Source organism: Mesorhizobium sp. M1428, from assembly GCF_040317515.1.
Taxonomy (GTDB): domain Bacteria; phylum Pseudomonadota; class Alphaproteobacteria; order Rhizobiales; family Rhizobiaceae; genus Mesorhizobium.
Genome location: NZ_JAMYKT010000012.1, coordinates 49,999 through 71,003, shown reverse-complemented (window position 1 = coordinate 71,003; position 21,005 = coordinate 49,999). Strand labels below are relative to the sequence as shown.

Annotated in this window: 23 protein-coding genes; 6 read left to right on the top strand and 17 right to left on the bottom strand. The window is 63.9% G+C overall.

Features of this window, described 5'->3' with window-relative positions:
- Window position 1: 1 nt before the first annotated feature.
- The 8 genes from NKG60_RS18395 to NKG60_RS18360 all read right to left on the bottom strand — a co-directional run bounded on the left by NKG60_RS18395 (window position 2) and on the right by NKG60_RS18360 (window position 8,536).
- A complete protein-coding gene (locus NKG60_RS18395) occupies window positions 2-622 on the bottom strand; it encodes a 2,3-bisphosphoglycerate-dependent phosphoglycerate mutase (RefSeq protein WP_352665208.1) in 621 nt (206 codons plus the stop codon).
- A 55-nt stretch (window positions 623-677) separates the two neighbouring features.
- Window positions 678-1,526: a 4-hydroxy-tetrahydrodipicolinate reductase gene (dapB, locus tag NKG60_RS18390; RefSeq protein WP_502903395.1), complete on the bottom strand. Its 849-nt coding sequence runs from the start codon at window positions 1,524-1,526 to the stop codon at window positions 678-680.
- Window positions 1,523-3,382: an ABC transporter ATP-binding protein gene (locus tag NKG60_RS18385; RefSeq protein ID WP_502912318.1), complete on the bottom strand. Its 1,860-nt coding sequence runs from the start codon at window positions 3,380-3,382 to the stop codon at window positions 1,523-1,525. Before NKG60_RS18385 ends, dapB begins: the two co-directional genes overlap by 4 nt.
- A gap of 120 nt (window positions 3,383-3,502) precedes the next feature.
- On the bottom strand, window positions 3,503-4,528 hold the full coding sequence (locus tag NKG60_RS18380) for a glucokinase (RefSeq protein WP_352491215.1): 1,026 nt from the start codon (window positions 4,526-4,528) through the stop codon (window positions 3,503-3,505).
- 121 nt (window positions 4,529-4,649) lie between these two features.
- The gene (mepA, locus tag NKG60_RS18375; RefSeq protein WP_352665206.1) at window positions 4,650-5,741 is read right to left on the bottom strand and encodes a penicillin-insensitive murein endopeptidase; all 1,092 of its coding nucleotides are present in this window, start codon (window positions 5,739-5,741) and stop codon (window positions 4,650-4,652) included.
- A gap of 56 nt (window positions 5,742-5,797) precedes the next feature.
- The gene (locus tag NKG60_RS18370) at window positions 5,798-6,706 is read right to left on the bottom strand and encodes an SDR family oxidoreductase (protein WP_352665205.1); all 909 of its coding nucleotides are present in this window, start codon (window positions 6,704-6,706) and stop codon (window positions 5,798-5,800) included.
- A complete protein-coding gene (gene queG / locus NKG60_RS18365) occupies window positions 6,703-7,863 on the bottom strand; it encodes a tRNA epoxyqueuosine(34) reductase QueG (protein ID WP_352665204.1) in 1,161 nt (386 codons plus the stop codon). The genes NKG60_RS18370 and queG overlap by 4 nt, the downstream gene beginning before the upstream one ends.
- Window positions 7,844-8,536, bottom strand: coding sequence for a glutathione S-transferase family protein (locus tag NKG60_RS18360; protein WP_352665202.1), 693 nt, complete (start codon window positions 8,534-8,536; stop codon window positions 7,844-7,846). The genes queG and NKG60_RS18360 overlap by 20 nt, the downstream gene beginning before the upstream one ends.
- A 161-nt stretch (window positions 8,537-8,697) precedes the next feature.
- Here NKG60_RS18360 and NKG60_RS18355 point away from each other — a divergent pair, with 161 nt between their 5' ends.
- Both NKG60_RS18355 and NKG60_RS18350 read left to right on the top strand, forming a co-directional pair.
- Complete coding sequence (locus NKG60_RS18355) at window positions 8,698-9,504, top strand: undecaprenyl-diphosphate phosphatase (protein WP_352665201.1); 807 nt, start codon at window positions 8,698-8,700, stop codon at window positions 9,502-9,504.
- A gap of 94 nt (window positions 9,505-9,598) precedes the next feature.
- A complete protein-coding gene (locus NKG60_RS18350) occupies window positions 9,599-10,849 on the top strand; it encodes a flavin-containing monooxygenase (RefSeq protein WP_352665200.1) in 1,251 nt (416 codons plus the stop codon).
- A 308-nt stretch (window positions 10,850-11,157) separates the two neighbouring features.
- Here NKG60_RS18350 and NKG60_RS32295 read toward each other — a convergent pair whose 3' ends face one another.
- The 4 genes from NKG60_RS32295 to rsmI all read right to left on the bottom strand — a co-directional run bounded on the left by NKG60_RS32295 (window position 11,158) and on the right by rsmI (window position 14,072).
- Entirely contained in the window at window positions 11,158-11,394 is a 237-nt protein-coding gene (locus NKG60_RS32295; protein WP_502903396.1) for a metallothionein, read from the bottom strand.
- A gap of 83 nt (window positions 11,395-11,477) precedes the next feature.
- A complete protein-coding gene (locus NKG60_RS18345; RefSeq protein ID WP_352975312.1) occupies window positions 11,478-12,824 on the bottom strand; it encodes a complex I NDUFA9 subunit family protein in 1,347 nt (448 codons plus the stop codon).
- A complete protein-coding gene (locus NKG60_RS18340) occupies window positions 12,776-13,153 on the bottom strand; it encodes a YraN family protein (protein ID WP_352469370.1) in 378 nt (125 codons plus the stop codon). The genes NKG60_RS18345 and NKG60_RS18340 overlap by 49 nt, the downstream gene beginning before the upstream one ends.
- Window positions 13,146-14,072 (bottom strand): 16S rRNA (cytidine(1402)-2'-O)-methyltransferase, encoded by a 927-nt coding sequence (rsmI, locus tag NKG60_RS18335; RefSeq protein WP_352975311.1) that lies wholly within the window; start codon window positions 14,070-14,072, stop codon window positions 13,146-13,148. Before rsmI ends, NKG60_RS18340 begins: the two co-directional genes overlap by 8 nt.
- 176 nt (window positions 14,073-14,248) lie before the next feature.
- On the opposite strand from rsmI, the gene NKG60_RS18330 reads away from it, so the two are divergent.
- The gene (locus tag NKG60_RS18330) at window positions 14,249-14,434 is read left to right on the top strand and encodes a hypothetical protein (RefSeq protein WP_352975310.1); all 186 of its coding nucleotides are present in this window, start codon (window positions 14,249-14,251) and stop codon (window positions 14,432-14,434) included.
- Between the two features lie 263 nt (window positions 14,435-14,697).
- On the opposite strand, the gene NKG60_RS18325 is transcribed toward NKG60_RS18330, so the two are convergent.
- The 5 genes from NKG60_RS18325 to rph are packed head-to-tail and all read right to left on the bottom strand — an operon-like array spanning window position 14,698 to window position 18,022.
- Window positions 14,698-15,021, bottom strand: a complete 324-nt coding sequence (locus tag NKG60_RS18325) for a low molecular weight protein tyrosine phosphatase family protein (protein ID WP_352665195.1) — start codon at window positions 15,019-15,021, stop codon at window positions 14,698-14,700.
- 4 nt (window positions 15,022-15,025) lie between these two features.
- Complete coding sequence (gene hemW, locus NKG60_RS18320) at window positions 15,026-16,189, bottom strand: radical SAM family heme chaperone HemW (RefSeq protein ID WP_352665194.1); 1,164 nt, start codon at window positions 16,187-16,189, stop codon at window positions 15,026-15,028.
- Window positions 16,186-16,863: an RdgB/HAM1 family non-canonical purine NTP pyrophosphatase gene (rdgB, locus tag NKG60_RS18315; RefSeq protein ID WP_352975309.1), complete on the bottom strand. Its 678-nt coding sequence runs from the start codon at window positions 16,861-16,863 to the stop codon at window positions 16,186-16,188. Before rdgB ends, hemW begins: the two co-directional genes overlap by 4 nt.
- On the bottom strand, window positions 16,863-17,273 hold the full coding sequence (locus NKG60_RS18310; RefSeq protein ID WP_352665191.1) for a VOC family protein: 411 nt from the start codon (window positions 17,271-17,273) through the stop codon (window positions 16,863-16,865). The genes rdgB and NKG60_RS18310 overlap by 1 nt, the downstream gene beginning before the upstream one ends.
- A gap of 32 nt (window positions 17,274-17,305) precedes the next feature.
- Window positions 17,306-18,022: a ribonuclease PH gene (rph, locus tag NKG60_RS18305; protein ID WP_352491199.1), complete on the bottom strand. Its 717-nt coding sequence runs from the start codon at window positions 18,020-18,022 to the stop codon at window positions 17,306-17,308.
- A 144-nt stretch (window positions 18,023-18,166) separates the two neighbouring features.
- On the opposite strand from rph, the gene hrcA reads away from it, so the two are divergent.
- The 3 genes from hrcA to NKG60_RS18290 all read left to right on the top strand — a co-directional run bounded on the left by hrcA (window position 18,167) and on the right by NKG60_RS18290 (window position 20,968).
- Window positions 18,167-19,279, top strand: coding sequence for a heat-inducible transcriptional repressor HrcA (gene hrcA, locus NKG60_RS18300; RefSeq protein ID WP_352665190.1), 1,113 nt, complete (start codon window positions 18,167-18,169; stop codon window positions 19,277-19,279).
- Between the two features lie 36 nt (window positions 19,280-19,315).
- A complete protein-coding gene (locus NKG60_RS18295) occupies window positions 19,316-19,513 on the top strand; it encodes a hypothetical protein (RefSeq protein WP_023678983.1) in 198 nt (65 codons plus the stop codon).
- 99 nt (window positions 19,514-19,612) lie between these two features.
- Window positions 19,613-20,968 carry a PQQ-dependent sugar dehydrogenase gene (locus NKG60_RS18290; protein WP_352975308.1) on the top strand — a complete coding sequence of 452 codons (1,356 nt, stop codon included), beginning with the start codon at window positions 19,613-19,615 and terminating at the stop codon, window positions 20,966-20,968.
- The last annotated feature ends 37 nt before the right edge of the window (window positions 20,969-21,005 follow it).

Genomic DNA, 21,005 nt, shown 5'->3' with positions numbered 1-21,005 from the left:
TTCAGCCCTCCAGCACTTCCTTCGATGCCACCGTGGAATCGGCGTTGAGCGTGTAGATGACCGGCACGCCGGTGCCGAGTTCGAGCTTGACGATCTCCTCGCCCGATTTGCCGTCCAGCGCCATGATCAGCGCGCGCAGCGAATTGCCGTGCGCCGCCACCAGCACGGTGCCGCCGCGCAGCACATACGGCTGCAGATCGTGCAGGTAATAGGGCCAGACGCGCGCGCCGGTATCCTTCAGGCTTTCCCCGCCGGGCGGCGCCACGTCGTAGGAGCGGCGCCATATATGCACCTGCTCCTCGCCCCATTTCTTGCGCGCATCATCCTTGTTGAGGCCGGAGAGATCGCCATAGTCGCGCTCGTTCAGCGCCTGGTCGCGAATGGTCTCGAGGTCGCTCTGGCCGACGGCGTCGAGAATATGCTGGCAGGTCTTCTGCGCCCGGATCAGCGACGACGTGAAGGCGATATCGAATTTCATGCCGCGCGCCCTGAGCTTGGCGCCGGCTTGCTTGGCCTCGGCATGGCCCAATTCGGTCAGGTCGACGTCGCGCCAGCCGGTAAAAAGGTTCTTCAGGTTCCATTCGCTCTGGCCGTGGCGCACGAGCACGAGAGTTCTCGACATATTTGCTCCTTCAAATTTTGTGGATCAAATCTTGTGGATCAGCCAATTCTGTTGATCAGATTGTCAGGCCGAGTACGTCCCGCATCGAATAGAGGCCCGGCTTGCGGCCGCGCGCCCACAGGGCTGCCTTGACCGCGCCACGGGCAAAGATCGCTCGGTCCTCGGCATGATGGGCAAGCGTGATGCGCTCGCCGGTACCGGCCAGCACCACACTGTGGTCGCCGACCACCGAGCCGCCACGCAAGCTGGCGAAACCGATCGAGCCGCTCTTGCGCACGCCGGTGTGGCCGTCGCGCACGCGAACATCGTTGCCGGCAAGTGCTACGCCGCGCCCGGCAGCGGCGGCTTCGCCGAGCAGCAGCGCAGTGCCCGACGGCGCATCGACCTTGTGCCGGTGGTGCATTTCCAGGATCTCGATGTCGAAATCGTCGGCGTCGAGCGCGCGCGCGGCCTGCTCAACCAGCACCGCCAGCAGATTGACGCCGAGGCTCATATTGCCTGACTTGACGATCGTCGCGTGCCGCGCCGCCGCCGCGATCTTGGCATTGTCTTCGGCCGAGCAGCCGGTGGTGCCGATGATATGGGCGATGCGCGCCTGCGCGGCATAGCCGGCGAATTCGACCGTCGCTGCCGGCGTGGTGAAATCGAGCACGCCGTCGGCCTTGGCGAAGGCCGGCAGCGGATCGTCGCCGATCGCCACCTCGAGCCTGCCGACGCCGGCCAGCTCGCCGGCATCCTTGCCGATATGGGGCGAACCGGCCCGCTCGATCGCGCCGGCGACACGCGCGCCCGGTATCGTGTGGATGGCGCGGATCAGCGCCTGGCCCATACGGCCGGCCGCACCCACCACCACCAGGCCCATTTCCTCCGTTTCATTGATGTTGGCGGTCGGCGTGTCACTCATGAATGTCTCCCGGCCGCCTTTTTCGCGCGACCATTTTGCGCCGCAGTCTGGATTGGCTTGGCGTCATCGACAAGCCCCAGCCCTTTCCTGCCTTGCACCCGGTGGAACCGCGCATAGACGCTGCGCGGGTCGGCCATCAGCGAGGCATGCGTGCCCTGTTCGACCAGCCGGCCCTGCTCCAGCACGATGATATGGTCGGCATTGACCACCGTCGACAGCCGGTGCGCGATGACGATGGTGGTGCGCCCTTCCATGACATGGGTCAGCGCTTCCTGGACGCGGGCCTCGGCCTCGTTGTCGAGCGCCGAGGTGGCTTCATCGAGCAGCAGGATCGGCGCCTGCCGCACGATAGCGCGTGCAATCGATACGCGCTGGCGCTGGCCGCCCGACAGCGTCACGCCGTTCTCGCCGACGGGCGTGTCGTAGCCTTGCGGCTGCTGGCGGATGAAATCGTCTGCCGCGGCCTGTTGCGCGGCGCGTTCAATCTCGGCGTCGGTCGCGCTCAGTCGCCCGTAGCGGATGTTGTCGCGGATGGTGCCTTCGAACAGATAGGGCTGCTGCGAAACATAGGCGATCGAGCCGCGCAGCGAATGCTTGGTGATCTTTGAAATGTCCTGGCCGTCGATTTCGATGCTGCCCGACTCGACGTCGTAGAAGCGCTGCAGCAGCGCAACCAGAGTCGTCTTGCCGGCGCCCCAGGCGCCGACGATCGCGGTCACCTTGCCGGCGGCGGCGACAAAGCTCAGGTCCTGGAGGACCGGCGCCTCTTCGACATAGCGGAAGGACACATTGTTGAAGCGCACTTCGCCAGAGGTGAATTTTGCCTCGGCGGCTCCCGGCACGTCACCCTGCTGCGGCTCGAGGTCGAGAAGCTCGTAGATCATGCGCGCATTGACCAGCGACTTCTCCATGCCGACCTGCATACGCGCCAGTCGCCTGGCCGGGTCATAGGCAAGCAGCAGGGCGGTGATGAAGGCAAACACCGCGCCCGGCGGCTGGCCGCCGACGGTCGCCCGGTAGCCGGAATAGGCGATGACGCCGGCGACGGCGAAGCCGGCCAGCATTTCGGAGATCGGCGTCAGCCGTTCCGAGACGCGGGCGATCTTGTTTGCCCGCTGCTCGGCGCCCGCGACGAGGCCGCCGATGCGGCGCGACAGTTCGTCTTCCAGGGTGAAGGCCTTGACGATAGCGATGCCTTGCGTCGCTTCCTGCATGGCGCCGATCAGCCGCGAGTTGATCTGCACCGATTCACGGGTGATGCGACGCACCCGGCGCATCAGATAGGTGACACTGTAGATCAAAGGCGGGCCGATCAGCAGCGACATCGCCGAGAGCATCGGGTCCTGCCAGATCATGACGCCGACCAGCGCGACAAGCGATACGGCATCGCGCGCCAGCGATGTCAGCGTCATCGACAGGAGATCGCGGATGCCGTTGACGTTCTCGTTGATCTGTGCGGCGAGCCGGCCCGAGCGGGTGTCGTTGAAGAAGCTGACGCCGAGCTTCATCAGGTGGTCGAAGATGCGGCGTTGATAGCGCGCCACCAGATTGTTGCCGATTTTGGCCAGCGTCACTGCCTGGCCGTAGCTGGCCAGCCCGCGCAGCATGAAGGCGGCCAGGATCGACACGCTGATCAGCGCGATAAGATCGCCGCGCTGTTGGTAGAATATCTGATCGATGACATCCTTCATGATCCAGGCTGTGAAGGCGGTCGTTGCCGCGATCGTCACCAGGCACAGCACGGCAAGAGCATAGTACCAGCGATAATCGCGGCTGTTCTCGGCGATGATGCGGCGGATCACTGCCACGATCTCGCTGGGACGGACTTTCCCTTTGGTTGGTGCTGGAATTGTCAAAGTTGGAGCGCTTTGTGGTTTCGGTTCGGCCGGGCTGCAATTCGGCAACCTCTTAACGCCCCAATGGCGGCTTGCCTATGGCCGGGGACGGCGAAACTTCGTCGCGGCGCAGCTTATGTCCTAGACCCGCCAGCGCCGCCCCGCCGTCTGCACGCCGAACAGCGACGGATTTCTGGCATAGGCGGCCAGCCCTAAAAGCGCCGCCAGCGGATGGGTGATGACGTAGACCGGCATGCTGCGCATCAGGGCGCTGTGCGGCGCCTTATCCTCGAAGGCGGCGCGGAAACTGCCGGTGCGCAGCGCCGGCAGGATTTTTTGCGCGATGCCGCCGGTGAGAAACACGCCGCCGCGGCTCATGAACACCAGAGCGAGGTCGCCGGCGGTGCGCCCCAGGCAGGTGACGAAGATCGACAGCGCCTCTTCGGCCACCGGATCGTTCTTTGCCAGCGCCGCGGCGGTGACCTCGGCGGGCGTGGTGAAGGGCGACGGCTTGCCGTCCGCCTTGGCCACCGCCCGGTAGGCATTGACCAGGCCGCGCCCTGACAGAATCTGTTCGCCGGAGATGCGGCCCTCGAGCTTCTCGATATGCGGAAACACCTGGAAATCGCGCGGCGAGCGCGGGCCGATATCCATATGGCCGCCCTCGCCGGGCACCGGTATCCAGTGATGCAGCGCATAAACCAGCCCGGCGACGCCGAGCCCGGTTCCCGGGCCGAGCACCACCCGCCCGGAATTCGGTTCCGGCGCGTCACCGCCGATCTTCTCCATATGCTCGTCGCCGAGCGCGACGACGGCCAGCGCCTGCGCCTCGAAGTCGTTGAGCACCACGACGTCGCTGAGACCGAGACTGGCGAACATCTGTCTCGGCTTGACGATCCATGGGCAATTGGTAAGCGGGATCTCGTCGCTTTCGACAGGACCGGCTACCGCCAGCACAGCTGAATTCGGCCGGACCGACGAGCGGTCGAGCACGGCCGACTGGATCGCCTCGTCGATCGTATTGAAGTTGGCGGTCTGCACGATCGTCGGCTCGCCGGCTTCGGAATTCGCGTCGAGCACGATCGAGAAGCGCGCATTGGTGCCGCCTATGTCGCCGATCAGGATCGGAAATCGCAACAGAGTGTCGTCGTCGCTTACGCCTGGCATGCTCTCGTCCGTTCCCGACGCGTATCGCCGGTCTCTCGTTGACTAGCGCATGACCGCAAAAAGAGAAATCGGTTTTCGAAGTGGAGATGCACAGATGCAGACAGCGAACGCGCTGTCCGCATCAGTGCCCCGGTCGTGGCCGCGGCAGCGGAATGCCGATCTCGGGGGTCGCCACAAAGGCGCTCGCCGAGGCTGGAAGCGCTGCCGCGCCGGCTGCGACCGTCGGCGGTGGCGAAGGCTCTGCCGCGGGAGCAGGTGCGGCCGCGATCGGTACGCCGTCGCCATAGTAGGTGACTGCTTCCGCCGAGGCCGGAGCCGGCGCGTCGAGCACGAACTGGCATTGCCTGGGCAGGTTCGCCATCGTCATCACGTCGCGTGCCTTCGGCTTGTCCGGATTTTTGTTGGGGCGCCACGGCTCCTCGGTGAACCACCAGGCCAGCGCCTGGTCGCAGCCATCGCCCGGCGCCGTCGCTTCCTGCGCCTTGCAGTCGGGTGACCGAGGCTGGCAGCCGATGCGAATATGGAAGTGGTAATCGTGGCCCCAGAATGGCCTGACCTTGCGCAACCAGCTGCGGTCGCCTTTGACCGTGTCGCAGAGCTTCTTCTTGATCCCTGGATTGACCAGGATGCGCTCCACTTCGGGATAGCTCGCAGCGCGCTTCAACAGCCGCGTATGCATCGGCGTCCACAGCCCGTCCTTCACCAGATGGGTCTTTTCATCGACCATCAAGGTAGCGCTGATGTTTTCGCGCTCTTCGGTCGAAAGCTTGCGGTCGGGCATCGGCGTCAGCCAGATGTCGGCGTCGAGGCCGATCTGGTGCGAGGCATGGCCGGTCAGCATCGGTCCGCCGCGCGGTTGCGAGATGTCGCCGATCAGCAGGCCCGGCCAGCCGTCGGCCGCGGCATCGCGCGACAGTTTCTCGATCAGCGCGATCATTGCCGGATGGCCCCAGCGGCGGTTGCGCGACGGTCGCATCACCTCCCAGTGCCGGCCGTCCATGGGCAGGGCGACGCCGCCGGAAAAACAGCCTTTGGAATAAAAGCCGATCGATTGCGCTGCTGCGAGTGCCGGCAGCTTTTTGGCGCCGAACAGGTCTTTTGCCCGTTGCTCGGCGCTCGCCGTCTGCACGGCAAGCGTTAGGCCGGCGACGGCCAGTGCTGCCGTCAGCAGCAGTGTTTTTCCCCGCAAGGCTCGCGTTAACGTCTTCTGCAAGCTGGACCCCTCCGCGATTTGAACCGCATCATACCACGGCCCGCGCTACGTATCGATCATGACCGTTTCATCGGGCTGCGCGCCTCGCCGTCGCGCCAGCCGCCACTCGCCCACATGGCGTCGAGAGCCGAGCGGTAGTCGGGGAAGCGAAAGCCATAGCCGGCCGCCTTGATCGCCGCGTTGGCGACACGCTTGTTCTCGCCATAGAAGGACCGCGCCATGGGCGAAAGTTGGGCGGTCTCGAACGGAATTTCGGGCGGCGGCTCGATGCCCATCAATCGGGCGGCATAGGCGACGACGTCCTGCGGCGGCGCCGGCAGGTCGTCGGTGACGTTGAAGACGCCGCCGCGATTGCCTTCGGCGAGATGCCAGAGAGCGCCGGCAATGTCGTCGCAATGGATGCGGTTGAACACCTGGCCCGGCTTGACCAGTCGCCGGGCGGTGCCGTTTTCGAGATTGACCAGGGCGTTGCGGCCCGGCCCATAAATGCCGGAAAGCCGCAGGATCGCCACCGGCCGGTCGATGTCGTGGCCCAGTTTCAGCCAATCCTGCTCGGCGGCAACCCTCATCACTGATCGCTTCGATACTGGCCGGCATTCGGCGGCCTCGTCCACCCAATTGCCGCCATGGTCGCCATAGACGCCGACGGTGGAGAGATAGGCGATCCATTCGAGCTCCGGCATGTTGGCCGCGATCACCGCGCGTGCCGCGCCCAGGACCGGGTCGCCGGCCTCGTCCGGCGCGACCGAGACGATGAGATGGGTTATCTTCCCAAGCGCATCGCCGATTTCGGAGGTCAGCGTGCCATCGAAACGCAGCGGCACGATACCGGCTTGCCGCAGCGCCGCCAATTTTCCCTGCGACCGTGTTGTACCGAAGATCGTTGTATCGGCATCCTTGTTGGCGCGGGCGAAAGCCTTGCCCGAATAACCGGCGCCGAAGATGAAAATCTGCTGTTTGGTCATGTATGCGCCTCGATAGGCTTTGGCAGGGCCAGAAGCCATTCGCCTCTCACCGCCTCGTCATGTTCTGCTTGCAAAGCGGCTGCGGCACGTTCGGCAAACTCCCGACGCGGCACCAGCCGCGACAGCGCCCATACCGCGGCTCCGCGAACCAGGGGCGAGGCGTCGTCGAGCAGCGCGCGAACGGCGCCGGCAAGCGACAAGTCCTGGGAATTGCCGGCGGCGATCAGCACGTTGCGGATAAAACGGTCGCGGCCGATGCGCTTGACCGGCGAGCCCGAAAAAAGCGCGCGGAAGGCAGCGTCGTCGAGGCGCAGCAGCTCGGCGAGCGGCGGTTCGCGCAAGTCCGCGCGGGCGGCAAGCTTTGCCTCCGAAGCGGCTTGGGCGAACTTGTTCCACGGGCAGGCAGCCAGGCAGTCGTCGCAGCCATAGATACGGTTGCCGATCTTTTCCCGGAACTCATGTGGGATCGGTCCTTTGTTCTCGATGGTGAGGTATGAAATGCAGCGCCGCGCATCGAGCCGGTAAGGCGCCGGAAAGGCGTCCGTCGGGCAGGCGTCGAGACAGGCCCGGCAGGAGCCGCAATGATCGTCCTCAGGCGCGTCCGGCACCAGTTCGGCCGTCGTGAAGATGGTGCCGAGGAACAGCCAGGAGCCATGCGTTCGGCTGACCAGGTTGGTGTGCTTGCCTTGCCAGCCAAGGCCGGCCGCCTCGGCCAGCGGCTTTTCCATCACCGGCGCGGTGTCGACAAACACTTTCACGTCCCCGCCGGCGCGCGCCACGATCTTGCCGGCGATCTCCTTCAGCCGGCCTTTCATCACGTCATGGTAATCGCGGTTCTGCGCATAGGCCGAGATCGCGCCGCGGTCGCGCTTCGCCAGCACCTCGCGTGGGTCGTGGTCGGGGCCGTAATTCATCGCCAGCACGATGATCGAGCGGACCTCTGGCCAAAGCGTCGTCGGTTTGCCTCGCCGCTCGAGCGTTTCGGCAATCCAGCCCATCGAGCCGTGAAAGCCGTCGGCAACGAATTCGGCCAGCCGTTCCGGCGCCTGCGGAATCGCATCGGGCGTTGTGACGGCAACGGCGTCAAAGCCGGCATTCCGCGCCTCGCGGTCGATCAGCGCGCGCAGCTTTGCCGTATCAGAAATCGAGGTCCGCATAATGTGACACCGGCGACAGGCCGCGCACCCGGTCGGACAGAAGCGGCCGGAACGAAGGCCGTGATTTCACCCTTGTATACCATTCGCGCGCGGCGCTGTGTTCGCGCCAGTCGATCTCGCCGAGATAGTCGAGCACCGACAGTGCTGCCGCCGCCGCGAGATCGGCATAGGTGACCTTGTTGCCGGCCAGCCAATGACGGGTGCCAGCCAGCCAGTTGGTGTATTTCATGTGCTGGCGGATATTGGCGCGGGCGGCGCGGATCGCCGCCGAATCGGGCGAGCCACCGCCTGCCGTTTCCGGCATCACCGGCTTCAGGACGCGTTCGCGCACCAGATGCCGGGTAACCTCGCTTTCCGCCTTGTTGAGGTACCAGTCGGTTAGCCGGCGGATTTCGGCGCGCTCCATCGGATCCTCGGCGAACAGCCGCTTGTCGCGCTTGAGTACGCCGCGCGTCTCGTCGAGATATTCGGCAATGACAGCTGCGCCGACGATCGGCACGTCGCCTTCGGCAAGCAGGATCGGCAGCGTGCCGGCCGGGTTCAGCGCCAGGAACTCCTTGCGCCGCGTCCACGGCTTCTCTTCGATCAGCGCCAGTTCCTCGCCATACTCGCCAAAGGCGAGGCGGACGAAGCGGCAGCTGGCGAACATCGGATGGTGGAAAAGCGTCAGCATGGTCCCGCGATAATAGAGCGCACTGGCAAATCGCCGGCTGCGCCGGTAAGTCTTGGCCGCCCGATTCAGGGGCTGTCAGGGTGCTGCGACCTATAGGGGGAGTTCCGCGCCGTGACAAGCAAGCCGTTTTCTCAAGCCCTCCCTCCAACGCCGAGGTTGCCATGGAAAGCCAGACTGTCGTTGAAGCGCTGCTGCTCGGCATGCTCGAGGGCCTGACCGAGTTTATTCCGGTGTCTTCGACCGGTCATATCCTGCTCGCCGGCCATTTCCTCGGCTTTCATTCGACCGGCAAGGCCTTCGAAATCCTGATCCAGCTCGGCGCCATATTGGCGATCCTCAGCGTCTACTTCCGCCGTCTCTGGACAATGCTGCTCGAGCTGCCCTATGACCGGCTGACGCGGCATTTCGTCCTTGGCATCCTTATCGCATTCCTGCCGGCGGCAATCATAGGCGCGCTGGCGCATGATTTCATCAAGACGGTGCTGTTCGAATCGCCGCGGCTGATCTGCATCATGCTGATCATCGGCGGCGTCATCCTGCTGCTGGTCGATCGCATGAAGCCGAAGCCGTATTACCACGATGTCGAGCGGTTCCCGACCAGGCTTTATCTGCAGATCGGGCTGTTTCAGTGCTTGTCGCTGATCCCCGGCACGTCGCGCTCGGGCTCGACGATCGTCGGCGCGCTGCTGCTCGGCGTCGACAAGCGGGCGGCGGCGGAATTCTCCTTCTTCCTTGCCATCCCGACGATGGTCGGCGCCTTCGCCTTCGATCTGTTCAAGAACCGCAATGTACTGAGCAGCGCCGACCTGCCCATCATCGCCGTCGGCTTCGTCGCCGCCTTCGTCACCGCGCTAATCGTCGTGCGCTTCCTGCTCGACTACGTCTCGCGCCATGGCTATGCGCTGTTCGGCTGGTGGCGGCTGGTCGTCGGCATCGTCGGCCTGACGGGGCTGGTAATCTGGGGGTGAGCCGGCGCGGATAGCGCAATCCCAGCCGGAACTCTATTCTTGCCCCACGCCGAGCCATACGATCTTGTGGACGTATGGTTGGCAGGGGGAAAGCATGAGCGAAGTTCTTGACGCCCTCGTTATTGGCGCCGGTCCGGCGGGGCTCGGCGTCAGCTATTTCTTGAAACGGCAGGGCCGCGACCACCGCGTGCTCGATCGAGGCCGAATCGGCGAGACGTGGCGAACGCAGCGGTGGAACTCGTTTCGACTGAATTCGCCCACCATTCGCTCCATCTTACCCGGTGATTCCTACGAGGGGCCGGAGCCGTGGGGCGCGATAACCCACCACGAGTTCGTCGCATACCTCGAAGGCTATGTCGAGCGGCACCGCCTGCCGGTAAGCACCCAAACTCCGGTGCAAGAGCTGACGAGAGACGATGGGATCTTTCGCATCACCACGACGGACAGGGCATTTCTGGCGCGCAATGTGGTGATCGCTACTGGCGATCAAAACCGGCAGGTCCGGCCACCGGGGTCGACTGATTTGCCAACCGCAATTCGCCAAGTCGATTCCTCGGCTTATCGCAACCCGGCCGAGTTCGAGAGTGGCGCGGTGCTAGTGGTCGGCAGTGGCCAGTCGGGCGGCCAGATCGCCGAGGATCTGGCGCTGGCCGGACGTGTGGTCTTTTTGGCGACCAGCCGCAACGGCCGTTGGGTGCGGCGCTACCGCGGGGGCAACATACTTAAATGGTTGACGCTGTCCGGTTTTCTCGACGTTCCGCGCAAGGAACTCGTCCTCCCCTCCGGCAAGCTGCAGGCCCGCGCGCTGGTCGGCGCGACCCATACGATCAGCCTGCAATCGCTGAGTGCGCAGGGCGTGGTGCTGCTCGGCCGCTTCAGGGGCGTGGAGAACGGCAGCCTCGTCTTCGGCGACGAACTCGACGACCATATGCGATTTGCCGACGAGGTTTCGGCGAATGCCAAGCGCCTGGTTGACGAGTACATAGAGCGCACCGGCCTCGATGCGCCACCGGCAGAGGACGATCCGGGTGAGACGATTGAACCGCGCTTGCCCGATCCGCCGATCCGCTCCCTCGAATGGACGGCGAGCGGCATCAGGTCGGTGATCTGGTGCACGGGCTTCACCGGCGATTTCTCATGGGTTCGGCTTGCCGGCGCGCTTGATGCAGCCGGCCAGCCCGTCCACGAGGATGGCGTCGGCGCTGTTCCAGGTCTCTTTTTCGCCGGCCTCGATTTCGGATCGACGCGGAAGTCGGGCACCATACCGGCCATTCCAGAGGAGGTGGCCGCCGTCGTGGAGCGGCTTGTCCAGGCGGGAGCCGACTTGCCACGGAACGGCGTCTAACCGAGCCGTCGAACGCGGGTTGTTGAACGTGCAAGAACATGACAGCTCTGGTGCGATCAAGACGACGCACGCTGCCTTTTGTCGAAACGCACCGACAATTTTCTGTAGTCCGATTGGTGCGACAGCCAGAAATCGCCGGCACCTTCGATACGGCGCTTCGATTCGCAGCCGACTGCATCCATTGCCTCCATCAGCCTGCGGCGGCCTTGACCTCGGCTGGTCGTCGTTGGGCTGGCAGCACCGGCCGTATGGGGTGAACCGGCGCAGTCATTCGGAATGCTCGCCCTGGAGACGCCAAAGGAGGTGCGTCAAGGCGCGCGATCGGTTAGCGCGTTCGCACCTTCCTCCGCGGCGCAATGTGCGCAGCAGTAGATGATGTCATCCTGTTCGACGCCATGTCCGATGATCCGGCATGCGCAGTGCGGACATATCGGAGCAAGTTTCTGGACCGCGCATTCGAAGCTGTCGAATGTGTAGGTCTCCTCGGCCATCGTCACTTTGAAAGCCTTATCGTAGTCATTCCCGCATTGATCGCATCTGGCCATAGTTCTTTTCCTTCTTTCATTGGCTTCAAGCTCGACCAACCTGTCGCGCGGCGATAGGTTCCCGCCAGGATCAGGGGGCCGTCCTATGGAGACGAGTGCGAGCCTGCGCCACGGCGCTGTTCGATCGCGCGGATCACCTCGTCGATGTCCCGCGGCTCGACGTCGAGTTCCTTCAGGCCCGGCGCGTCAATTGCTGCCACATTATCCTGACGCATAAGATCGATCTGGCTGCGCGTTATGGGGGCGGCCGGGAGGAGTTCCGCGACGCCAGCCAAGGCGTTCCATACCGCAAACGGCACCGGCATCAGCTTGACGTGCGTATCGAGCTGTCGGGCGATCTCCCGAAGCAGTTCCTTATAGGTATAGATACGCGGGCCACCGAATTCGAATATGGATGAACCCTTGTGGGTTCGCCCGTCGATCAGCCGGCTCACTGCTTCTGCGACGTCTGCCACATAGACCGGCTGAAGCCGTGTGCCACCATCGCCGAACAGCGGATAGACCGGCAGGAGGCGTATCATCCTCACAATGGTCGTGAGGAAAGCGTCGTCAGGTCCTGTCATGACGGCGGGACGCACAATGAAAGCGCCGGGAAAGGCGCTTTCCACGGCAACTTCTCCGCGCCCACGTGCCCTTATGTAATTCGAATCCGATTGAGGATCGGAGCCGATCCCTGAAATCTGGACGAACTGGTCGACCTCGCCGTTGCGCGACGCGGCAGCGAGATCGGCCGCGGCTTTCACATGGACGCGTTCAAAGGTCTGGACGCCCTGCTCGACGTAAAGACTGACGGCATTCACGATCACCTGTGATCCGGTAATGGCCGACCCGATCGAGGACGTATCCAATATATCCGCCTCGACTGCTTCGGGCATCCTTGTAATCGGGGAAAAGACCAGTGCCACGCGAGCCGGATGGCGAGATACGGCACGGACCGTGAAACCCCTTTCCAGGAGCCGCTTCACGATCCTTCGCCCGAGAAAGCCGGTTCCGCCGAACACGGTGACGATCCGTTCCGGGTTGAGATCGTCAGGATCCATTTGCCTCGCCATCCCTTGTCCTCGCATAGCTGCCACGAGGACTGCCCTGGCCGGCATTTGAACCAGCCCGTCGAACATCAGGACGATTGGAGAACAACGCCGGAACGCTTTTATTCCAGTCAGGTAGACAAACTGAACAATTGAGCGAACGCAGGTGAGCGCCGGCACATGATCGAGGGCTGCCGACGAAAAACCCCGAACGCCTCCTGCCGGACGTCCGCTTTGCGCGGCGCATCGAAGGTCAGCAAACGGCACGACTTCCTTGTTCCCATCGACGAGACGACAGGCAACATGATCTGAACCGGAGATCGCAGCAAAACCGGCCCCACTTCGGGAATAGCCTAGCTCCGCCCGTAGAAAACGTTCTCGACATGCACCGGCCAGCGCCACGGCAGCACCGCCACCATGTCGAAGCGCACCGATAATTTTCCGTAGTCGGATTGGCGCGACAGCCAGAAATCGGCGGCACCCTCGATGCGGCGCTCCGATTCGCGGCCGACTGCTTCCATTGCCTCCATCAGCGTGCGGCGCGCCTTGACCTCGACGATCAGTACCAGATCGCCGCGCCGCGCGATCAGGTCGATCTCGCCGAACCTAGTGCGGTGGCGGCGGGCCAAAATCCGATAGCCCTTCAGCATCAGCGCCGCTGCCGCCAGCCATTCACCGTGATGGCCGCGCCGGTAGGCCTTTTGCCGGCTGGCGCTCGGCCGTTCAGCCATCGCCGTCTCCGCCGGCTCCATCTCTTCCGGCATTCTTGAGGTCGAGCAGCCGCCGGTAGAGCGCCTGCTTCTGGCCACCCGTCATCTTGGCGGCTTCCGCCGCTGCCTTGGAGGCCGGCATCTCGGCGGCCAGCGAAAGCAGAAGCCGGTCGATGTCTTCAGGCTCATCAGCGACCGCATCGGCCGGGCCGACGCAAATAACGATTTCGCCTTTCGGCGTGTCTGCGGCGGCGTAGTGGCTGGCAAGCGACTGCAGGGTGCCGGTCCGCATCTCCTCGAAAGTCTTGGTCAGCTCGCGGCCGATCGCCGCCTTGCGGACACCGCCCAGTGCCTCGACCATGGCATTGAGCGTCTCGGCCAGCCGGCGCGGTGATTCGAAGAAGATCAACGTTGCCGGCACCGCCTTCAACGCTTCCAGCCGCGTCAGCCGCTGCCCGGTCTTCACCGGCAGGAAGCCGGCAAACAGAAAGGCATCCGAAGGCAGGCCGGATGCCGTCAAAGCGGCAAGTGCTGCTGATGGGCCGGGGATCGGCACGACACGAATGCCGCGTTCCAGCGCCTCGCCGACCAGCCGGTAGCCGGGGTCGGAGATGAGCGGCGTGCCGGCATCCGAGATCAGCGCCACGCTCTGCCCGGCCAGGAGTGCTGCGATCAGCTTCGGCCCGGCCTCGTCGGCATTATGCTCATGGTAGGCGGTAGTGCGGCGGCGGATGCCATAGCGATCGAGCAGCACGCGGCTGACACGTGTGTCCTCGCAGGCGACGATATCGGCGGCGGCGAGCGTTTCCAGCGCGCGAAGCGTGATGTCGGCAAGATTGCCGATCGGCGTCGCCACCAGATAGAGCGCCGGCTCGAGCGGCCGGGCGGCAATCTCGGTCTGTCCGACCACATAACTGCGTTTGGCCAATTCGCCGGTCACCTGCACAACTCCGTTCGACCCTGTTTGGCACGGCTCACGCTTGGTTGCAAAAGTCTGGGTTGCGAACGCCCGGGTTCTAAAAGGGATGCCGATGTGAACCGGCCGCCATGCCTTCGCCATAGTAGGGAACGAAACCGTTGCCGGCGAATTTTACCCCTGATCTCGGGAGGAGCAGGATGGACAGCCTGGCGATACAGGACGTTTTCGAACCCTACTATGCCGGCCGCAAGCGCTTTGCCGCGCCATGCTCTTCGGCCCGGCCTGCCGAAGCCGTAGATGGCAGAGCCAAGAAGCCGCTTGCACGCCAGCGATCGGCAGAGAGCAAGCCCGCAACCGAAACCGACAGCACGACGGAGCACTGACCGGACGATGCCCAATCGATTCGACATTTTCATCACCCGCCTCGAAACAAAAAGCGCCCGCGACGGTGCAGCATCACATCCCACAGACGACCAGCACCATGCCTCGCGTGACAAAAGCGAGATCAAGCCGGCCCGTTCCGGAGAGACCAGCGAAAAAGATCGCGCCAAACACCGCCACAAGCACGAGGCTTGACCCCCGCAAACCTTAGTGATTGGTCGAGGCAGTTCTCGAAGCGCGGTTGCGATGCCCCGCGACGTATCATTCAACCCAGATACTTGGAGACACGCGCCTCCAGCAGGCCCACCAGAGCCGGGTCCATGAACGCATAGTCGTCGGGAATATCGAGGCAGATTACTCGAGCCTTTTTCAGGCTTGTCTTGAATTTCTGCTGCAGTTTGGCGCGGTGCGTTTTTTCCATCACGAAGATGATGTCGGCCCAGGCGACGAGTTCATGCGTCAACGGAGTGTCGGCATCGTGATTGGTGCCGGCCGAAGCGACCTCGATGTCCCGCCGCTTGGAAAACACCTGCTCCGCCGTCGGGCTGCGCAAGCGATTCTGGCTGCAGATGAAGAGAACGTTCTTCAACGTGCTATCTGGCCAGATCCGCCACGACCGCATCGAGCACGATCATGCCGGCCGGCGTGGCGCGCAGGCGGGCATTGCCGATTGGCGCCACCAGGCCTTCGTCCTGCAGCACCGACAGCCGTGCCGTCGACAGGCCGCGCCCTGAAAATGCCTCATAGCGGGAAAGGTCGATGCCTTCGGCCAGCCTCAGTCCCATCAGCAGGAACTCGTCGGCCTCTTCGGACCGCGTCAGGATCTCGCCGCCGGTAACGCCATGGCCCTTGGCCTCGACCAGATTGGCCCAGGTCTCCGGCATTTTCTCGGCGATCGTCACCACGCGCCGCCCGCTCTCGACGAAGCGGCCGTGCGCACCGGGACCGACGCCGACATATTCGCCATAGCGCCAATAGGTGAGATTGTGCCGGCTTTCGGCGCCGCGCCTGGCGTGGTTGGAAATCTCGTAGGCCGGCAGTCCGTGTGCGGCGGTGATCTCCTGCGTCAGCGCGTAGAGATCGGCGGCAAGCTCATTGTCTGGAATGATGAATTTCCTGGCCGCATGCAGTGCATGGAACGGCGTGCCTTCCTCGATGGTCAGCTGGTACAGGGACAGATGGTCGGCGGCGTGGCCGATCGCCTGCTCGAGCTCCGTCTGCCACGCCTCAGGCGTCTGGCCGGGTCGCGCGTAGATCAGGTCGAAGGACAACCGTGGGAAAATCTCGCGCGCCAGGCCGATCGCATGCAGGGCCTCATCGACATTGTGCAAACGGCCGAGAAAGCGCAGATCCTTGTCGTTCAGCGCCTGCACGCCAAGCGACACCCGGTTGACGCCGGCCGCGCGATAGCCGCGAAAGCGCTCGGCCTCGACGGAGGAAGGATTGGCCTCCAGCGTCACCTCGATGCCGTCGGGCACCGTCCAGTTCTTCGCCACGGCATCCAGCACCGCCGCCACGGTCTGCGGCTTCATCAGCGACGGCGTGCCGCCGCCAAGAAAGATGCTGGTCACCTCGCGCGGCCCGGTGCGACCGCGCATCGTCGCCAGCTCGGTCTCGAAGGCGCGGGCAAAACGCTCCTGGTCGACCGGCTGGTGGCGGACATGGCTGTTGAAGTCGCAATAGGGGCATTTGGCCGCGCAGAACGGCCAGTGGACGTAGACGCCGAAACCAGGCCTGCGGTCGAGCAGCATGGTCATGCGGCGGCCAATCGGGCTTGGGCGAATTTCTGGAAGGCGCGGGCACGGTGCGACAATGCGGTTGGCTGGCCGGGCCTCCAGCCATGCTTTTCCTCCGCGCTCATCTCGCCGAAGGTCTTTTCGAACCCGTTGGGCAAGAACACCGGATCGTAGCCGAAGCCGAGCTCGCCGCGTGGCGGCCACACCAGCGTGCCGTCGACCTCACCGCGAAAATATTCCGCCTGGCCATCGGGAAAGGCCAGGCAGATGACCGCGACAAAGCGGCCCTTGCGCTGGGCAGGCGTGATCGCGCCAACTTCTTGCAAGGCCACTTCCGTGCGCTGCATGGCCATGCCGAAGTCGCGGGAGCCGTCCGGCGTCTCAGCCCAGTTGGCGGTGTAGACGCCGGGTGCGCCGTCGAGCGCATCGACACACAGGCCGGAATCGTCCGACAGCGCCGGCAATCCAGTGGCCTTGGCGGCAGCCAAGGCTTTTATGAGGGCGTTCTGCTCGAAAGTGGTGCCGGTCTCGTCCGGCTCCGGCAAGCCGTATTCCTTTGCGGACTTCGCTTCTATGCCGAATGGCGCCATCAGATCGGCGAATTCCCGCAATTTGCCGGCGTTATGGCTGGCGACGACGATCTTATGCCCGTCAAGCGAGTGAACAGTTGGCGAATGAACAGCTGGCGAATGCATCAGGTGCCCCAGATTCTTGGCTCGGCGAATTCGATCGAATTGCCCGACGGGTCGCGAATATAGATCGAGCAGCCGCCCTGCGGCCATTCGAACTCGCTTTCGATGGCGATTTTTTTCGCCTCGAGATGCGCTTTCCAGCGTGGGATTTCATCCGCGCTTGCGGCGAAGCAAAGATGGCCCTCGCCGACCGCGCCATGCGGCGGTACTTTGACCTTGGCGTCGGCCGGCGGCGGCACTTTGGTCGCCTCGGCATTGAAGATAAGCAGCACGCCGTCGCCGCAGCGGAAGAAGAGATGCCTGCCATCGACCTTGCCGAGCAGATCGAGCCCGAGCACGCCCGAATAGAACCGTTCCGCGGCAGCAAGGTCCGTCACGTAGAGTGCTGATTCCAGGATTGCGGAAGGAGTCACAGGATCGCCAATCTCATCAATATTGAAGGCAGCTAAGCCACCGCCATTTGCTGCAAGCTGACCAGGCGCTGAATACCTTTCTTGGCGAGCTCCATCAACGCCGCGAACTGCTCTTCCGAGAACGGCTCGCCCTCGGCCGTGCCTTGGATCTCGACGATGCCGCCTTTGCCGGTCATGACGAAATTGGCGTCGGTGCCGGCCGAGGAATCCTCGATGTAGTCGAGATCGATGACCGGCTGACCATCATGGATGCCGCAGGAGATCGCCGCGACATGATCCTTCAGCACCTTGCCCAAGCTCGCCATCTGGCGGGCTTCCATCCAGCGCAGGCAGTCGTAGAGCGCCACCCAGCCGCCGGTGATCGAAGCGGTGCGCGTGCCGCCGTCGGCCTGGATCACGTCGCAGTCGACGGTGATCTGCTGCTCGCCGAGGGCCTGCAGATCGACCACGGCGCGCAGGGAGCGGCCGATCAGCCGCTGGATCTCCAGCGTGCGGCCGCCTTGTTTGCCAGCCGAAGCCTCGCGGCGCATGCGCTCGCCGGTCGAACGCGGCAGCATGCCGTATTCCGCCGTCACCCAGCCCTTGCCGGAGTTGCGCATCCAGCCCGGCACCTTTTCCTCCAGGCTGGCCGTACACAGCACATGCGTGTCGCCGAACTTCACCAGGCACGAGCCTTCCGCATGCTTGGAGACGCCGCGCTCGAAGGAGATGGGGCGCATTTCGTCGAATTGGCGTTTGGAAGGGCGCATTCAGGCTTCTTTCTTTCTTCGGAATCTTGGCCGGGGAATCTTGGCCGGCTTGTAGCCGCACGGGACGTGAGGCGCAAAGGAAAATGGACCGGTTGCGCCGCCGCCGCGGAAGTCTATATCTTCGGGGCGGAGGTTTGGCTCGAAATGACAAAGGCAGTCGATCCCGGCTCGCAGTCGCACGTGCTCCCGTCGCACGCGCTGCAATCGCCCGCGCTTCAATCGCTCGACATGCGTTCGCGCGACATCTTCCGGCGCATCGTCGATTCCTATTTGAGGGATGGCGAGCCGGTCGGTTCGCGCAGCCTGTCGCGCATCCTGCCGTCGTCGCTGTCGCCGGCCACCATCCGCAATGTGATGAGCGACCTTGAGCATCTCGGTCTGATCTATGCGCCGCACATTTCGGCTGGCCGGCTGCCGACCCAGGCAGGCCTGCGCTTCTTCGTCGATGCTTTCATGGAACTTGGTGACCTCTCCGACGAGGAGCGCCGCACCATCGAGGCGCAGGTGCGCGCCTCCGGCTCGGGCGCGACGCTGGAGCATATGCTGACCGAGGCCAGCCAGATGCTGTCCGGCATGTCGCGCGGCGCCGGCCTCGTGCTCGCCGCCAAGAATGAGGTGGCGCTTAAGCACATCGAATTCATCCAGCTCGAGCCGACCAAGGCGCTGGCCGTGCTGGTCTCGCAGAACGGCGACGTCGAAAATCGCGTCATCGATCTGCCCGCCGGCATCACCATCTCGCAATTGCACGAAGCCTCCAACTTCCTCAACGCCCATATCCGCGGCCGCACCCTGGCCGAGGCGCGGGTCGAGATCGCCCGCATCAAGGAAGAGACCAGGGCAGCCCTCGACACGCTGTCGCAGGATCTGGTCGAGAAGGGCCTGGCGGTCTGGGCAGGCGCTGAAAGCGGCGTGCCTGGGCGGCTTATCGTGCGCGGCCGCGCCAATCTCCTGGAAAACGTCACTGCCCAGGCCGACATAGAGTTGTTGCGGCATCTGTTCGAGGATCTGGAGACGCAGGATGGGCTGATCCAGCTTCTCGACCTCGCCGAGGAAGGCCCGGGCGTGCGTATATTCATCGGTTCGGAAAACAAGCTGTTTTCGCTGTCTGGCTCCTCGCTGGTAGTGGCGCCCTATCGCGACAAGGACGCACGCGTCGTCGGTGCGCTCGGCGTCATCGGGCCGACGCGGCTGAATTATGCGCGCATAGTACCGATGGTCGACTATACCGCGCAGCTGATTTCGCGCATGCTGAGCTAGGAGCCGCCGCGGGCCTGCCGCAAGGAGGAGAAAAGAATGGCGCTGGAATCGTTCAAGGCCCAGATCAGTCTGCTGCTCGAAGAAATGATCAACCAGCCAGAGGATCAGCACGAGGTGCAAGAGCAGTTGCGCGAGAAGCTGCAAGAGATGCGGGCGATGGGTTTGCCGCTGCCGGCCGATCTGGTCGCGCTGGAAAAGCGCCTCGACGACGACTTTTACGCCTCTGGCAACTGAACGGGTTCGGCTTCAAATCCTCGTGTGCTGGACGACCGCTTGGAACGATCAATGCCTGATGCCGTTTGCCCTGTTCGAGGCGAATCCCGGAGGACGTTGATGATCCGATCTGGCGGCTTTGCGGCCGTTGCCGCTGCCCTCCTTGTTGCGACACCGGCAGCCGCCCAGCAGGCGGACCAGAATGTGCTCAAAGGCGAAGCCGCGTTCGGCGATTGGCACGCCGACAGGCCTGGCGTCCGCCGCCTGATCGGGCCGCAAGACATGCCGGCAGCCGACCCCGCCCAATCCGCTTCGAACGGCGCCGGCGTGGCGGAACGGCCCGAAAGCGCCAAGCCAGAATTGCCGCCGGGCTTTTCGGCTGAAATGATCGCATCCGGCATCGTCAATCCACGTGTCGTGCGCGTCGCTCCGAATGGCGACCTGTTTGTTGCCAACAGCCATGCCGACCAAATACGCGTCTATCGTCTCGCCGAGGGCAGCGCCAAGCCCATCGAGAAAGCGATCTTCGCCAAGGGGCTCAATTATCCCTACGGCATCGCCTTCTATCCGCCAGGAGACAAACCGCAATGGGTTTATGTCGCCAACAGCGACAGCATCGTCCGCTTCCCCTATCGCGACGGCGACCTGAAGACATCCGGCAAACCAGAAACCATTGTCGCCAAAATCCCGTCGGGCGGTCACACGACCCGCGACATCGCCTTTTCGGAGGACGGCAAAACCCTTTATTTGTCGGTTGGCTCCGCCTCGAACGTCGCCGAGGACATAGGCAAGGAGCCGGATAGCGGCCTCGACGCCTGGGCCAAATCAAAGCCGCTCGGGGCGGCCTGGGGCTCCGAGGACGGCCGTGCCGACGTGCTCGCCTTCGATCCGGATGGGAAAAACCCCCGAACGGTCGCCACCGGCCTGCGCAACTGTACGGGCATGACTGTGCAGCCCGCCACCGGCGCATTGTGGTGCGTCGTCAATGAGCGCGACGAACTCGGCGACAACGTGCCGTTCGAATTTGCAACTGCGGTCAAGGACGGCGGATTCTATGGTTGGCCTTGGTACTACATCGGCAATAACGAGGATTCCCGCCATCAGGGCGAGCGGCCAGACCTCGCCGGCAAGGCCACTGTCCCCGATGTATTGATGCAGGCGCATTCGGCGCCGATGAACATAGCCTTCTACGACGGCAAGAACTTTCCGACGGATTACCAAGGTGACGCTTTCGTCACCATGCATGGTTCGTGGAACCGTGGCGCCAGGACCGGCTACAAGGTGGTGAGGCTCAAATTCAGGGATGGCAAGCCGACCGGCGAATATGAGGACTTCATGACCGGCTTCGTCATCTCGAACGACGCCGTCTGGGGCCGCCCGGTCGGTGTCGCGATGGCCAAGGACGGCTCGCTGATCGTCACCGAGGACGGCAACGGCACCATCTGGCGCGTTACCTACGAAGACGGCCGCTCCTGAACGGCGGTGGCGCCTGCTGCGCTGGCGCAATCGAATT